Here is a 14,278-nt window from a genome sequence, read left to right as displayed (position 1 = left end):
CACTACCTGTCGGTACAGCTGGGTGTACCCCGTGGTAACGAATATGGTCGTTTGCATGAGCCAGTTCGCGAGCCTTCGACTCCCGTACGCTGACCCGTCGACCCCTCACGAGATGTACGCCGACTGCCAGCTCGTCGGCGACCAGTTGCGCCTCCCGGCGACCCGCACCTCGCAGGTGCCCGGCCGCCACGTCGCCGAGCACAGGCCCACCACATGGCAGGTCTCCGACAAGGCCGCCGCCCTGGCAGGTTCACTGCACCTGCACCTGAGCTGACCGAGCCAACGGGCGCACTCCCTCCCTCTTGTGCGTCCGTTCCGACGAGCGCGTCCCTCCCTCTTGCGCGCTCGTCAAGCCCCTTGGGCACAACGAAGCCCCTGCCGGTTCCGGCAGGGGCTTCGTCGTACGTGTTGCGTGGTGCCGGGCGCCGACCCTTCAGCCGGCGACCGCGGGTTTGCTCAGTGGAACGAGTCGCCGCAGGCGCAGGAGCCGGTGGCGTTGGGGTTGTCGATCGTGAAGCCCTGCTTCTCGATGGTGTCGACGAAGTCGATCACGGCACCGTTGAGGTAGGGGACGCTCATCCGGTCGACGACGACGGAGACACCGTCGAAGTCGGTCACGACGTCACCGTCGAGGGTGCGCTCGTCGAAGAAGAGCTGGTAGCGCAGTCCGGAGCAACCGCCGGGCTGCACGGAGATGCGCAGCGCGAGGTCGTCGCGGCCCTCCTGGGCGAGGAGGGACTCGACCTTGGACGCGGCGACCGGGCTCAGGTTGATCTGGTCGGTGCGGTGCTCGGTGGCGGTTTCGACCTGCTCGGTCATCTCAGCTCCCAAAAGTTCGTGGCGTGTTACTCATGCAATGGTCGCACATCCGCGGTTATTCCCCAGAACTCCGCCAGAGCGTGAATGAGGTCACGCGATCCGCAACTGAGAGCTGCGCGTTCAGCCTGGCTTCAGCAACGAGGGCGCAGGATGGGGTCATGAAGATTCCGGCAACCCTCGCCGGCAGCGCCGCGCTCCTCGTGGCCGCTGCCTGCGGCACGCATTCTGACCCGGTGAGCTCGGACGACAACTCCTCCGAACAAGCCCCGGGCAATTCGTCGGCCACACCTGGTGAACGCCCAGGACTCCCCGTCACGCCCTTGACCCGAGTCGACCCGGCGGCGTTCGTGACGGGCGTCGACAACCCTACCTGCCACTCACGCCCGGGACGGTGTGGACGTTCCGGAGCAGCAGTCCCGACGAGGAGACACGAATCGTCACGACGGTGACGGACCGCTCCCGAGTCGTGCAGGGGGTGCGCTGTGTGGTGGTCCACGACGTCGAGAGCACCCTGGACGGCGAGGTCCTCGAGGACACGTGGGACTGGTACGCACAGGACGTCGACGGCAACGTCTGGTACTTCGGCGAGGACACCACCGCGTACGAGGACGGAACCTCCAGCAAGGAGGGGTCGTGGGAGACGGGGGTCGACGGGGCGCAGGCGGGCATCGTGATGCCGGCGGACCCGCAACCCGGCGACGAGTACGCCCAGGAGTTCTACGCCGGTGAGGCCGAGGACCGTGGTCAGGTCCTCCGTGTGGACGGCCGACACCCTCAGGTCCCGGCGACGTACGGCGCACTGGTGGTCACCCGCGACACCACGCCCCTGGAGCCGAAGCTGGTGGAGCGCAAGTACTACGCACGCGGGGTGGGTGTGGTGCACGAGGAGACCGTCCGGGGCGGACGGGAGAGCGTCCGGCTGGTGTCCGTTCGCCCGAACAGCTCGACCTGACCCCTGTCGTCGGGCGGGAGGGCGTCACCGCGACCAGGTGCGGGCGGTGCGTTCGGCCAGCGTGGCCAGTGACCCGGCGGGGTCCGCGAACGACCTGTCCTCCCCCACCAGGTCCACCATCGAGTACGCCGACTCCACGCCCAGAGCGCGCATCTCGCGGGAGCCGACCAGCACCTGTCCCGCGAGGGCGATGCAGGGCCTCAGGGCGTGGGCGGCCACCTCGGCGACGCCGTACGGCACCTTGCCCGAGCGGCTGGAGAAGTCGAAGGCGCCCTCGCCAGTGATCACCAGGTCGGCGGCGGCCGCGCGGGCGGCCAGGTCGACGGCGTCCCCGACGAGCCCGATCCCGGCCGTGCGGGACGCCCCGAGGAGCATCAGCGCGTAGCCCAGCCCTCCGGCAGCGCCGGCGCCCTTCTCCAGGGCCAGGCGCCGGTCGGCGACGGCGGCGAACTCCTCGAGGATCCCGTCCACCGCCGGCAGCCGGTCCTCGGCGAGGCCCTTCTGGGGGCCGAACGTCTTGGTCGCGCCGAACAGACCCGTCAACGGGCTGTCGACGTCGGAAGCGGCGACCAGGGTGACCCCGACGAGGCGGTCCTTCGCACCGGTCAGGTCCAGCCGGGTCAGTCCGACCAGGCCGTGCACGCCCTGGTCGAGGGGCTCGTCGGCCGACGCACCCAGTGCGGCGAGCAGGCCGGCGCCGCCGTCGTTCGTGCCGCTCCCACCGAGTCCGACCACGATCGTGGTGGCTCCCGCGTCCACGGCGCGTGCCAGCAGCTCCCCGACGCCGTACGTGCTGGCCTTCTCGACGTCGCCGTCACCGATGAGGTGGAGGCCGCACGCGTGGGCACTCTCGACGTACACCGTGCCGCCGACCTCGAGGAGCGTGGCCGGGGTGGGCTCCCCGAAGGGGCCGCGTACGGTCGCGGCGAGCAGCTCGCCACTCAGCGACGCCTGCAGTACGTCGACGAAGCCCGGGCCGCCGTCGGCCATCGGGCACAGGTCGAGCTCGTCGTCGGGTGCGTGGCGACGCCAGCCGTTGGCGATCGCCTGGGCTGCCTCCACGGCGGAGAGGGTGCCGGCGAACTTGTCGGGGGCGATGAGCACGCGCATGCACCTCATCCTGCCGGTCCCCCGCAACGTCCTGCACCCCGGCTGCCCCGGCAACCCCGACGCAGGACGTCCGGCCCGATGTCCTGCAGAGTGGTCCCCATGCCAGCCAGTTCGCAGGACGTCCTGATCAGGCCGCTCCGGTACGACGACGTCCCCGTCGTCGAGCGCCTGTCGGCCGAGGGCTTCCACGCGCTCGACCTCGAGACCTACCCGCGCGGCTGGCCGGACCCGCAACTGCGTGCCCCGGACCGCGGGTCGCGCTGGGTGCAACGCACCCGGCACCTGCTCGAGACCGACCCGGCCGGCTGTTGGGTGGCCACCCACGGAGACGACGTCGTCGGGTTCGCCACCTCGTTCACCCGCGAGCTGATGTGGATCCTGTCGTCGTACGTCGTCCGGCCGGGGTTGCAGGGACGGGGCATCGGAGCGCAACTCCTGGCCGCGGCGCTGCAGCACGGCAACGGTTGCCTGCGCGGCATGCTCGCGGCCTCTGACGACCCGAAGGCGCTGAGGCGCTACCGCGTGGCCGGGTTCGAGATGCACTCCCAGATGTTGTTGCACGGCGAGGTCGACCGTTCGGTCCTGCCGGTGATCGAGCGGGTGCGCGAGGGCTCGATCGGCGACCGGGACCTGCTCGACTCCATCGACCGGCAGACCCGCGGTGCCGCGCACGGCCCCGACCACGAGTACCTCACCGACGACTTCCGCCTCGTCGTGACCGAGCGAACCACCGGCTCGGGCTACGCCTACGTCGACCCGAACGGTGCGCCGGTCCTGCTCGCCGCGACCAATCGCCGTACCGCCTCGGACCTGATGTGGGAGGCGCTCGCCTCGTCACCGCCCGGCGCCACGCTCGAGATCGGGCACATCACCTCGGCGAACCACTGGGCACTCGACGTCGGGCTCGCCGCGCGCCTGTCGATCCATCACCGCGGCTATCTGATGGTGCGGGGCATGAAGCCACCCTCGCCGTACCTGCACCACGGCTCCCTGCTGTGAGGCTGAGATCGGTGCGTCCGAGCTCAGGGCCGGGGCATAGGATTGCCGCATGAGCACAGTCGAGTTGCCCCTCCTGCCGCTGGGCATGGGCAAGGACCTCTCCTCCGAGCGGGGCGTCGAATGCCCGGGCGACCTGCCGGCGGCCTCCGACCCCGATCTGGTCGCACGCGCCCGTGCCGCCAAGGAAGCGCTCGGGAACAAGGTCTTCATCCTGGGCCACCACTACCAGCGCGACGAGGTCATCGAGTTCGCCGACGTCACCGGCGACTCGTTCAAGCTGGCCCGCGACGCGGCCGCGCGGCCGGAGGCCGAGCACATCGTCTTCTGCGGCGTGCACTTCATGGCCGAGTCCGCCGACATCCTCACCGCGCCGAACCAGAAGGTGATCCTGCCCGACCTCGCCGCCGGCTGCTCCATGGCCGACATGGCGCGCCTCGGCCAGGTCGAGGACGCCTGGGACGCGCTGGCCGACGCCGGTGTCCAGGACCAGGTCGTGCCGATCACCTACATGAACTCCAGCGCCGACATCAAGGCGTTCTGCGGCAAGTTCGGCGGCGCCGTCTGTACGTCGAGCAACGCCGATGTGGCACTCGACTGGGCCTTCGAGCAGAAGCCCGACGCGAAGGTGCTGTTCTTCCCCGACCAGCACCTCGGCCGCAACACCGCCGTCCTCAAGCTCGGCATCCCGCTCGAGCAGTGCGTCGTGTGGAACCCCTTCAAGCCCAACGGCGGCCTGACCGCCGAAGAGCTCCAGAACGCGAAGATGATCCTCTGGAAGGGCCACTGCTCGGTCCACGGCCGGTTCAGCCCCGAGGTCGTCGACGAGCTGCGCGCCAAGGACCCGGACGTCAAGATCCTGGTGCACCCCGAGTGCAAGTACGAAGTGGTCACCAAGGCTGACCTCGTCGGGTCCACGGAGTTCATCATCAAGACCATCGAGGCGGCGCCTGCCGGTTCGAGCTGGGCGATCGGCACCGAGCTGAACCTGGTCAAGCGCCTGGCCGACGCCCACCCCGACAAGAAGATCGCGTTCCTCGAGAAGACCGTGTGCTTCTGCTCGACGATGAACCGCATCGACCTCCCCCACCTGGTGTGGGCGCTCGAGTCGCTGGTCGCCGGCAACGAGGTCAACGTCATCGAGGTCGAGGCCGAGACGGCACGACTGGCCGACATCGCGCTCCAGCGCATGCTCGACCTGCCCGGCAAGTCACACCGCGACTGAGGGCGAGATGAGCGGCTCCCTTCCTCCCTGCCCGAAGTGCGCCTCGGAGTACACCTACGAGCTCGGCAGCCTCATGGTGTGCCCTGAGTGCGCCCACGAGTGGTCGCCCGAGGAAGCAGCCGCCGAGGCCGAGGCCGCAGTGATCAAGGACGCCAACGGCACACCCCTGGCCGACGGCGACACCGTCACCGTCATCCGTGACCTCAAGGTCAAGGGCTCATCCACCTCGATCAAGGTCGGGACCAAGGTCAAGAACATCCGCCTCGTGCAAGGGGTCGGCGACCACGACATCGACTGCAAGGTCGACGGCTTCGGGCCGATGCAGTTGAAGTCCAGCGTGGTCAAGAAGGGCTGACCCGCTCCCCGACGTACGACGCACCGGGTCCCGGCCGCCAGGAGGCAACCGGGACCGAGTGCGTCAGTGATGCGGGATCAGGCCTCGTCGGCGGGTACGACGGCCTGGCCGGGCCCACCGTTGCGCTCGGCGCGGAGGCCGGCACCGCGATCGGCGAACCCTTCGAGCATGTTCTGCAGGTCGACACCGGTGGTGTTCTTCAACAGCTCCATGGTCTGGAAGATGTTGTTGGTGACCTGCTTGGGCAGCTCGCCGGCGCCGTCGGTGGAGATCACGGTCAGCTTGTCGATCGCGGCCATCGGCGCGGCGACCTCGTGCGCGACCTTGGGCAGGATCTCCATCAGCATCTGCAGGACGGCCGCGTCGTTGTACTGCGCGAACGCCTCGGCCTTCTTGTTCATCGCCTCGGCCTCGGCGTTGCCGATCGCGAGGGTCGATGCGGCCTGGGCGTCACCTTCGGCGCGGAGTGCATCGGCCTCGGCGATACGGCGGGCCTTCTCGGCCTCACCGCGCTTGGCACCCTCGATGGCCTCGGCCTCGGCCAGTGCCTCACGCCGCGACTTCTCACCGACACCCGTCAGGCGGTCGCGCTCGGCCTCTGCCTCGGCCTTGGCGATCGCGGCGACCTTGGCGGCGTCGGCGTCGAAGACCTGGGAGTTGCGACGACCCTCGGCCTCGGTCTCCACGCGGTAGCGCTCGGCGTCGGCGGGCTTGCGGACCTCGGTGTCGAGCTGGCGCTCCTTCAGGGCGGCCTGGCGGACGGCGACCTTCTCCTGCTCGGCGAGGATCGCCTGGTCGCGATCGGCTTGGGCCAACGGGCCGGCGGCCGCGGCCTGGGCACTGGCGGCGTCGGTCTCGGCCTTGATCTCGGCGGTCTGGAGGGCCAGCTGGCGCTGGGCGATGGCGATCTCCTGCTCGGCGGCCAGCCTGGCCTGCTCGGCAGCCTGGCGGGCCTCGGCCTCGGCGATGGAGGCGACCTGGTTCAGCTTGGCGGCCTCGGGCCGACCGAGGTCGGCGAGGTAGGAGCCGTCGTCGGTGATGTCCTGGATCTGGAACGTGTCGAGCACCAGGCCCTGGCCGGTCAGCGAGGTCTCGGACTCGTCGGCGACGCGCTGCGCGAACGCGGCCCGGTCGCGGATGATCTGCTCGACCGACAGGGACCCGACGATGGAGCGCAGCGAACCGGCGAGGGTCTCCTGCGTGAAGGTCTCGATCTCCTGCTGCTGGGTGAGGAAGCGCTGGGCCGCGGCACGGATGGAGTCCTCGTTGCCACCGACCTTGACGATCGCAACGCCCTCGAGGTTGAGCTTGACGCCCTGCCCCGAGATGGCGCCCTTGATCTGCACGAAAAGGCGACGCGACGAGAGGTCGAGGGTGTGTGCCTTCTGCACGAACGGGATCACGAAGACACCGCCACCCATCACGACCTTCTGGCCGGACAGGTCGGTGGAGACCTGGCCGGTCTCGGGGTTCTTCACCGCCTTGCCCTTGCGACCGGTGACGATGAAGGCCTCGTTGGGGCCGGCCACCTTGTAGCGGGTGGTGATCAGGGCGCCCAGAAGGACGACGAGGACGATGATGCCGACGACGGCAAGCAGGATCGGGGACATACAGGAGCTCCTGGCTCGGGTGGAGTGGTGGTGTTCAGCCCCGGCGCTCGACGAGCACCGAGGTGGCGGAGAGGACTGCCGTGATCGTGACCGGCGTACCTGCTGCCAGTGGGGCCTCCGAGCGGGCGTTGAGCTTGGTGATGTGGCCCGACGCCACGATGCTCACCTCGCCGTACCCGTTCTCGGGGATCGCGCTGATGACCGTGGCCGGCTGGCCGGTGAGGTCACCCGTGCGGACGTTCGCCTCGTCGCCGCCCTGCTTCAGCTGGTACGACGCCCAACCGGCGCCGGCTCCGACGACGAGACCGGCCACCAGGCCGACGCCGATGGAGAGGCCCATGTTGTCGCTCTGCGCGTAGGAGATGGCTCCCCCGAACCCGAAGGCACCCAGGAACCCCGCCATCGCGGCACCCGAGAACAGGTCACCCCCGAAGTCGAGCAGCCCGTCGAGGAGGTCGCCGACGATCAGCGAGAACAGCAAGAGCGCGATGCCGACGGCACCGATGAGAAGGAACGCGATCACGCGGTCCACCTTTCCCCGTTGATGTGGGCGTAACCCTAGTGGGCCGGGTCAGTTCGCGGACGACATCGGTCAGAACGGCGCAACGATCCACGGTTCGAAGCGCAAGAACCCACGGTTCGCGCATCAAGGTCCGCGAACCGTGGGTTCTTGATGCGCGAACCGTGGGTTGTTGATGCGGTTGTGCGGCTAGAGGCCGGGGGCGCCCCAGACGGCGAGCCAGCGCTGGAGGTCCTTCTCCATCGGCAGCTCGGCGGCGAGCTGGTCGCGGATCTGGATCTCGAGCAGGTTGTCGCGCCGCTGCTGGCCCGAGCCGTCGCCACCAGAGCCCGGCTCGGGAGCGAACGGGTAGAACGTGCCCTGCTTGTAGAGGTAGACCAGGCCGGCCCTGCGGCCCGAGGCGTCGGCGAACGCGATCAGCGAGCACAGCAGCCCGCTGCCGAAGCCCTGCTCCTCGAGGATGGTGTTCACCGCGTGCAGGTCGGTGCACAGGCCGGCGGTGTCCTGTGGGTCGCGCTGGGCGACCAGCCAGGTGAACCCGAAGGAGTCCTGGGTGACCTCGACGTCGGGGGCATCGGGATTGTCGTTGAGCAGCGCGACGATGTCGGCCTGGGTCTGCGCGAACGCGGCACCGGTGGCCCCGCGGAAGCAGACCGAGCCACTGCCGGTCGGAGTGAGCCCGGCCGCGGTCTGCAAGGTGATCGCCGCCGAGGGCACCATGAACAGCGCGTCGAGCTGTGCCTTGGTCGTCTTCGAACGACCGAGGATCGAGTTCCAGAGCCCCATGTCAGCCCATCGGGCGGCCGAGCTCGGCCTGGATCTTGGCGAGCTGCTGGAGGCGCTGCTCGAGCGGCGGGTGGGTCGAGGTCAGGGTCTTGAGCGACACACCGCTGATCGCCGGGGCGATGAAGAACGCGTTCATCGCGCTCGAGGAACGCAGGTCCTTCTGCGGGATGGCGGACATCTCGCCGGTGATCTTCTGCAGCGCCGAGGCCAGCGCGGCCGGCTTCATGGTCAGGTAGGCGCCGGCACGGTCCGCACACAGCTCGCGATAGCGGGAGAGCATGCGGGTCAGCACGAAGCTGACCGCGTAGACGACCAGGCTGACCACCAGCGCGATGAGGTACGCCGGCAGCGCGCCGTTGTTGTTGTTGCGACCCCGGCCGCCGAGGAGCGACAGTCCGCCGTACTGGGCGGACTGGGTGAGCATGCCGGCCACGATGCCCGCGGACGAGGCCACGGTCATCACCAGCACGTCGCGGTGGGCCACGTGGGAGAGCTCGTGGGCGAGGACACCCTCGAGCTCTTCGGCGTTGAGCGTGCGCAGGATGCCCGTGGTGACGCACACGACCGACCGGTTGGGTGAGCGTCCGGTCGCGAAGGCGTTGGGGATGTCCATGTCGGCGATCCCGACCCGGGGCTTGGGCATGTCGGCCATGGCACAGAGCCGGTCGATCATGCCGTGCAGCTCCGGGGCCTCCTCGGGAGAGACCTCACGGGCCCGCATCGCCCGCATCGCCACCTTGTCCGAGCTCCACCACTGGTAGAACGCGATGCCGAGGCCCACGATGCCGATGATCGGGATCAGGCCGGAGTTGCCCGAACCTCCGGCCACCGCCATCAGCGTGACCATGAACGCCACGAACAGGGCACCGAGCAGGAACATGGTCAGGGTCATCCGTGCGGTGAGACCACGGTCCTTGATGAAACGAGAGTGCGCCACGGGAGTCTTCTCAGCCGGGGATCAAGCCGTCGTCGGAGAGCTGCTCGCGCACTTCCTCGAGGGTGGCGTCGGCCGGCGGGAGCACCACGTCGGAGACGTCGATCGCCTCCGCGTCGTGAGGGACGCCGACCGTGCGTACGACGCCCAACAGCTCGGCGAGCGCAGCCGTGAACGCGTCGGTGTCGTCGGCCTCGACCGCGGCCTCGACCTGGGCGTCGAGCGCGTTGAGGCGGTCGACGGCGTTGTCGGAGACGTCGTACTGGCCCTCACCCAGGATGCGGACGATCATGACTGCGCCTCGTTGGTGCCTTCGACCTTCTGCGTCTCGGGCTCGAGGATCGCACCCTGGTCGGGAGCGTCGATGGCCTGTGGAGCACCGCCACCCTTGAGCGCGGCGAGCTCGGACTCGACGTCGGCCTGCGAGCTCATCGCGTCGAGCTCGCGGGCGATGTCGTCGTTGCCGCCCGGGTTGGACACGTCGTCGAGGGCACCGCTGGCGATGAGCTCGTCGATCGCGCCGGCGCGGGCCTGCATGTTGGCCGTCTTGTCCTCGGCACGCTGGATCGCCATGCCGACGTCGCCCATCTCCTCACCGATGCCGGAGAGTGCCTCGTTGATCTTGGTCTGGGCCTCGGCAGCGGTGTAGTTGGCCTTGATCGTCTCCTTGCGGGTGCGGAAGGACTCGATCTTGGCCTGGAGCCGCTGCTGCGCGAGCGTCAGCTTCTCCTCCTCGCCCTGGAGGTTGGCGTGCTGCGTCTTGAGGTCGGTGATCTGGCCGTTGAGGGCCGACTTGCGGGTCAGCGCCTCGCGGGCGAGGTCCTCGCGACCCATGTCGAGGGACTTCTGCGCCTGGGTCTGGAGCTTGGCCTGCTGCTGCTCGAGCTGGTTGACCTGCAGCTCGACACGCTTGCGGCTGGTGGCCACGTCGGCGACACCTCGGCGCACCTTGGAGAGGAGCTCGAGCTGGCGCTGGTAGCTGTAGTCCAGCGTCTGGCGCGGGTCCTCGGCGCGGTCGAGTGCGCTGTTGGCCTTGGATCGGAAGATCAACGTGAAACGCTTCCAAAGGCTCATCGGATGCGGCCCCCTCTGGGTCTGCTCGTCGCCTGGGGCGACCTGACGGTGATGGTCGAGTGCTTTCCGCTCAACCCTAGGCCCAAACACAAGCGTGGGCGAGGGACGGGGTGCCGGTAGTCTGGGCAGGTCACCGCAAACCACTCGCCGAAGGCAGCCCCGTTGTTCCGTCGTAGCTCCAAGGACTCGCCCGACTCCCCCGAGTCGCCCGAGTCCCGTCCCGGCTCCAAGGGCCGTCCCACTCCCACGCGCAAGGAGGCAGAGGCGGCCGCCCGGGCGCGGGCCAAGCTCCCCAAGGACCGCAAGGCCCAGGCCCGTCGCCAGCGCGAGCTCCGCGTCGAGTCCAGCCGCAACGTGCGCGCAGCGCTGAGGTCCGGCGACGAGAAGAACCTGCCCCCGCGCGACCGCGGACCGGTGAAGCGGTTCATCCGCGACTTCGTCGACTCCCGCATCGGGTTCTCCGAGCTCCTGGCGCCGATGCTGATCATCATCATGATCATGGGCTACGGCCTCTTCGGCTCCGGGGGCATGGCCCTGGCCAACTCGCTGTGGTTCACCACGCTGGTGCTGGTCGTCCTCGACATCCTCTGGATGCGCCACCGGGTCCGCAAGCAGGTGGTCGAGCGGTTCCCCGACGAGTCGCTCAAGGGCGTCACCTGGTACGCCGTGATGCGGTCGGTCAACATGCGCTTCCTTCGGCTCCCCAAGCCGCAGGTGAAGATCGGGCAGGCCCTCCCCGAGCACTACAGCTGAGCTCGAGGTGGCGATCGGCCTCACTGCCGCCCTGGTCTCGGCTGCGCTCTTCGGCGTGGCCGCGGTCTGGCAGGCGATGGCCGTGCGCGACCACGAGGCCGAGACCCGGTCGGCCGTCGCATTCGTGGGCATGGCCCTGACCACTCCCCTGCTGTTGCTGGTGATCGTGGCGTATCTGGCCGGGTTCGTGCTGCACGCCGTGGCCATCTGGACGCTGCCCCTCTACCTGGCGCAGGCCACCATCTCGCTGTCGATGCCGGTCACCGCGATCATCTCCGCGCACCGGCTGCACGAGCCGCTCGGAGCGTTCGGCTGGGGCGCGGTCGCGGCGGTCACCGTCGGCATCGGAGTGGTGGCCGCGGGCGCCGGCGCACCGGGCGAGACGACCAGCGGCTGGCTCCTTCCCGGAGTCTCCTGGGCCATGGTCGTGGCCTGCACGGCTGTCGGGCTGTGGCTCCTGCGCCGCGGCGGACACACGCGCATGGTGCTGCTCGGCCTCGTTGCCGGTGGCGGGTACGCCGGCTCGGCGATCGCCGTCCGCGGCGTCACCGGGTCGATCTCGCCCGAGGTGATCACGGTCGCCCTGGCGGTGCCCACCCTCGGCGCGGTCGCGTTCTGGCTCTACTCGGTCTCACTCGAAGGCGTGGCCGTGACGACGTCGACGGCGGCCCTGATCGTGTCCGAGACGCTGGTGCCGGCCCTGGTCGGCGTGGCGTTGCTCGGTGACGGCGTACGACCCGGCTGGTGGCCGGCGGTCGCCGCCGGGTTCGCGCTCGCGATCGGCGGTGCGGTCGCATTGGCCCATCCGGGCCGGGTGCCGATGGTCGGCCAGGCGGCTCAGGCGTCGTAGTCGAGGACCAGCTCGGGCGAGGTGGGGTGCGACTGGCAGGTCAGCACGTAGCCCCGGTCGACCTCGTCCTGCTCCAGCGCCCAGTTGGTGTCCATGGTCACCGTGCCGGTGACGACCTTGGCGCGGCAGGTGCCGCAGACTCCCCCGCGGCACGCGAACGGCGCATCGGAGCGCACCTTCAACGCCGCCTCCAGCACGGGCACTCCGCCCCCGGCGAGGTCGAACGTCGAGCTGCGACCGTCGAGGCGCACCGTCACCCGCGACGTCTCACCGGTGCCGGAGGACTCCTCCGCGGCACGCGAGCGCGGCACGGGGTCGGCATGGAAGAGCTCGGTGTGCACCGTCTCGGCGCCTGCTCTCGCGAGCTCGTCGCGCAGCTCGGTGACCATCGCGTGCGGCCCGCAGAGGAACCACTCGTCGACCTCCTTGGCGGGCACGACCCGGTCGAGCAGCCGGTGCAGGCGATCGGCGTCGAGCCGGCCGGAGAGCAGCTCGACCTCCTGCTCCTCGCGGGAGAGCACGTGCACCACACGGAAGCGGGTCAGGAAACGGTCCTTGAGGTCGTGGATCTCGTCGAGGAACATCACCGAGCGGTGGTCGCGGTTGGCGTAGACCAGCGTGACCGCGGCGCCCGGCTCAGACTCCAGCAGGGCTGTCACGATCGAGAGCACCGGGGTGATGCCCGAGCCGGCCGCGATCGCCGCGTAGGTGCGTGGCTCGTCGCTGCCCGCCGGGGTGAACCGGCCGGCCGGGGTCATCACCTCGAGGGTGTCGCCCACCTGCAGCCGGTCGAGCACGGCGCCCGAGAAGGCACCGTCGGCGAGCCGCTTGATGCCGACCTTCAACGTGCCGGTGGAGGGCGACGTACAGATCGAGTAGCTGCGGCGAACGCCGTCCTCGCAGTTGATCGTGAGGTGCTGCCCGGGAAGCCAGGTGTAGGCGTCACGCAGCTCGTCCGGCACCTCGAAGGTGAGCGAGACCGAATCGTCGGTCAGCGGCTCGAGGGCCGCCACCTTCAGGGGATGGAACGAGGCGTGCGCCGGCATCAGATCGCCTTGAAGTGGTCGAACGGCTCGCGGCACTCGGAGCAGACCCACAAGGACTTGCAGGAGGTCGAGCCGAAGCGGCTGCTCTCGCGGGTCCGCGGGCTGCCGCACTGCGGGCAGCGCACGGACAGGGTCAGGCCCACCACGTCACGCGGGCCGGGCGGGGCGATGCCGTGGTCGGCGAGCTTGCGGCGGCCGTCGGCGGTCATCCAGTCGGTGGTCCAGGCGGGCGCGAGGACGAACTCGACGTCGACGTGCAGGAACCCGGCTCCTGTCAGAGCGGCGACGATGTCCTCGCGGATCGTCTCCATGGCCGGACAGCCGGAGTACGTCGGGGTGATGCGGACGTGCACCGACCCTTGGTCGTGCTCGGTCACGTCGCGGAGGATGCCGAGGTCGGCGATCGTCACGACCGGGAGCTCTGGATCGGGGACGGCGGCGGCGATCGCCCAGGCACGGCCGTGCGGGCGGTCGAGAAGAGCTCCGTGTGCGGTGTGCTGCGTGTGTGCGGTGATCACCAGTTGACTCCCGGGTGCGAGCGGTGGAGGTGTTGCATCTCGGCCAGGAGATATCCCATGGCCTCGGTGTGGCGCCCGAGCCGCCCCTTGCTGTATGCCGACGTCGTGTCCGGCACGTTCAATGTGGCCTGGTGGAGCACTGCCTCCAGGCGTTGTTCGACCGGTCCTTGCAGCCCGGAGGGATCGACGGCCACGCCGTCGGCCACCAGTGAGTCGTCGAGGAACTCCGTCTCGAACAGCTCGGCGCGCCACGGCCACTCGGCGTCGACGGCGGCCTGCATCCGCGCATGCGACTCGTCGGTGCCGTCGCCGAGCCGCAGCACCCAGTGGGTGGCGTGGTCGACGTGGTAGGCGGTCTCCTTGACGGCCTTGGCCGAGATGGCGGCCAGCATCGCGTCGGAGCTGCCGGAGAGTGCGGAGTAGAGCTCGTGCTGCCAGGTGCTGAAGACCAGCATCCGTGCCATCGCCACCCCGAAGTCGGCCTGCTCGCGCTCGACGAGGCACACGTTGCGGAAGTCGCGCTCGTTGCGGAGGTAGGCCAGGTCGTCCTCGCTGCGGCCGGTCGCGGCACCGGCGAGGGACAGCAGCGCACGTGCCTGGCCGAGCTGGTCGAGCCCGATGTTGGCCATCGCCACGTCCTCCTCGAGCTGCGGCGCACGGCTGATCCACCACCCGAGGCGCTGGGAGGAGATGAGCGCGTCGTCGGCGAGGGCCAGCACGTAGTCCGTGT

General features: G+C 69.6%; 18 protein-coding genes. 7 read left to right on the top strand and 11 right to left on the bottom strand.

Going from position 1 to position 14,278, the window contains the following annotated elements; all coding sequences use genetic code 11:
* Positions 1-55 precede the first annotated feature (55 nt).
* A complete protein-coding gene (locus ASD66_RS09365) occupies positions 56-274 on the top strand; it encodes a hypothetical protein (protein ID WP_056890782.1) in 219 nt (72 codons plus the stop codon).
* A 182-nt stretch (positions 275-456) separates the two neighbouring features.
* Here ASD66_RS09365 and ASD66_RS09360 read toward each other — a convergent pair whose 3' ends face one another.
* Positions 457-819, bottom strand: a complete 363-nt coding sequence (locus tag ASD66_RS09360; RefSeq protein ID WP_056676544.1) for a HesB/IscA family protein — start codon at positions 817-819, stop codon at positions 457-459.
* Between the two features lie 445 nt (positions 820-1,264).
* Between ASD66_RS09360 and ASD66_RS09355 the strand changes: the two genes are divergently transcribed.
* Positions 1,265-1,771, top strand: coding sequence for a hypothetical protein (locus ASD66_RS09355; protein ID WP_156388619.1), 507 nt, complete (start codon positions 1,265-1,267; stop codon positions 1,769-1,771).
* Between the two features lie 24 nt (positions 1,772-1,795).
* On the opposite strand, the gene ASD66_RS09350 is transcribed toward ASD66_RS09355, so the two are convergent.
* Positions 1,796-2,881, bottom strand: coding sequence for a glycerate kinase (locus tag ASD66_RS09350; RefSeq protein ID WP_056890780.1), 1,086 nt, complete (start codon positions 2,879-2,881; stop codon positions 1,796-1,798).
* Between the two features lie 99 nt (positions 2,882-2,980).
* Here ASD66_RS09350 and ASD66_RS09345 point away from each other — a divergent pair, with 99 nt between their 5' ends.
* From ASD66_RS09345 to ASD66_RS09335, 3 genes are read left to right on the top strand one after another with little or no spacing between them, the layout of a single operon-like run.
* On the top strand, positions 2,981-3,880 hold the full coding sequence (locus ASD66_RS09345; protein ID WP_056676535.1) for a GNAT family N-acetyltransferase: 900 nt from the start codon (positions 2,981-2,983) through the stop codon (positions 3,878-3,880).
* A gap of 49 nt (positions 3,881-3,929) precedes the next feature.
* Positions 3,930-5,102, top strand: a complete 1,173-nt coding sequence (nadA, locus tag ASD66_RS09340; protein WP_056676532.1) for a quinolinate synthase NadA — start codon at positions 3,930-3,932, stop codon at positions 5,100-5,102.
* 7 nt (positions 5,103-5,109) lie between these two features.
* Positions 5,110-5,457 (top strand): zinc ribbon domain-containing protein YjdM, encoded by a 348-nt coding sequence (locus tag ASD66_RS09335; protein WP_056676530.1) that lies wholly within the window; start codon positions 5,110-5,112, stop codon positions 5,455-5,457.
* A gap of 77 nt (positions 5,458-5,534) precedes the next feature.
* On the opposite strand, the gene ASD66_RS09330 is transcribed toward ASD66_RS09335, so the two are convergent.
* The 6 genes from ASD66_RS09330 to ASD66_RS09305 form a co-directional block, all read right to left on the bottom strand.
* On the bottom strand, positions 5,535-7,067 hold the full coding sequence (locus ASD66_RS09330; RefSeq protein WP_056676525.1) for a flotillin family protein: 1,533 nt from the start codon (positions 7,065-7,067) through the stop codon (positions 5,535-5,537).
* 34 nt (positions 7,068-7,101) lie between these two features.
* Positions 7,102-7,590, bottom strand: coding sequence for an NfeD family protein (locus tag ASD66_RS09325; RefSeq protein ID WP_057294609.1), 489 nt, complete (start codon positions 7,588-7,590; stop codon positions 7,102-7,104).
* A gap of 186 nt (positions 7,591-7,776) precedes the next feature.
* The gene (pspAB, locus tag ASD66_RS09320) at positions 7,777-8,373 is read right to left on the bottom strand and encodes a PspA-associated protein PspAB (RefSeq protein ID WP_056890779.1); all 597 of its coding nucleotides are present in this window, start codon (positions 8,371-8,373) and stop codon (positions 7,777-7,779) included.
* Position 8,374: 1 nt separating this feature from the next.
* Positions 8,375-9,310: a zinc metalloprotease HtpX gene (gene htpX / locus ASD66_RS09315; RefSeq protein WP_082563511.1), complete on the bottom strand. Its 936-nt coding sequence runs from the start codon at positions 9,308-9,310 to the stop codon at positions 8,375-8,377.
* A 10-nt stretch (positions 9,311-9,320) separates the two neighbouring features.
* A complete protein-coding gene (gene pspAA / locus ASD66_RS09310) occupies positions 9,321-9,599 on the bottom strand; it encodes a PspA-associated protein PspAA (RefSeq protein ID WP_056676517.1) in 279 nt (92 codons plus the stop codon).
* On the bottom strand, positions 9,596-10,381 hold the full coding sequence (locus ASD66_RS09305) for a PspA/IM30 family protein (RefSeq protein WP_056676513.1): 786 nt from the start codon (positions 10,379-10,381) through the stop codon (positions 9,596-9,598). The genes pspAA and ASD66_RS09305 overlap by 4 nt, the downstream gene beginning before the upstream one ends.
* Before the next feature lie 162 nt (positions 10,382-10,543).
* On the opposite strand from ASD66_RS09305, the gene ASD66_RS09300 reads away from it, so the two are divergent.
* Both ASD66_RS09300 and ASD66_RS09295 read left to right on the top strand, forming a co-directional pair.
* Positions 10,544-11,134: a DUF3043 domain-containing protein gene (locus ASD66_RS09300; RefSeq protein ID WP_056676510.1), complete on the top strand. Its 591-nt coding sequence runs from the start codon at positions 10,544-10,546 to the stop codon at positions 11,132-11,134.
* A 7-nt stretch (positions 11,135-11,141) separates the two neighbouring features.
* Entirely contained in the window at positions 11,142-11,984 is an 843-nt protein-coding gene (locus ASD66_RS09295) for a hypothetical protein (RefSeq protein WP_056890778.1), read from the top strand.
* On the opposite strand, the gene paaE is transcribed toward ASD66_RS09295, so the two are convergent.
* The 3 genes from paaE to paaC are packed head-to-tail and all read right to left on the bottom strand — an operon-like array spanning position 11,972 to position 14,267.
* The gene (gene paaE / locus ASD66_RS09290; protein WP_056676504.1) at positions 11,972-13,030 is read right to left on the bottom strand and encodes a 1,2-phenylacetyl-CoA epoxidase subunit PaaE; all 1,059 of its coding nucleotides are present in this window, start codon (positions 13,028-13,030) and stop codon (positions 11,972-11,974) included. The two genes, ASD66_RS09295 and paaE, sit on opposite strands and share 13 nt — an antisense overlap.
* Positions 13,030-13,548, bottom strand: coding sequence for a 1,2-phenylacetyl-CoA epoxidase subunit PaaD (gene paaD, locus ASD66_RS09285; protein WP_235530024.1), 519 nt, complete (start codon positions 13,546-13,548; stop codon positions 13,030-13,032). Before paaD ends, paaE begins: the two co-directional genes overlap by 1 nt.
* The gene (gene paaC / locus ASD66_RS09280) at positions 13,545-14,267 is read right to left on the bottom strand and encodes a 1,2-phenylacetyl-CoA epoxidase subunit PaaC (RefSeq protein WP_082599424.1); all 723 of its coding nucleotides are present in this window, start codon (positions 14,265-14,267) and stop codon (positions 13,545-13,547) included. Before paaC ends, paaD begins: the two co-directional genes overlap by 4 nt.
* Positions 14,268-14,278: the final 11 nt, after the last annotated feature.

The organism is Nocardioides sp. Root151 (assembly GCF_001427925.1).
Classification (GTDB): domain Bacteria; phylum Actinomycetota; class Actinomycetes; order Propionibacteriales; family Nocardioidaceae; genus Nocardioides.
This window is presented reverse-complemented; position numbering and strand designations above follow the sequence as displayed.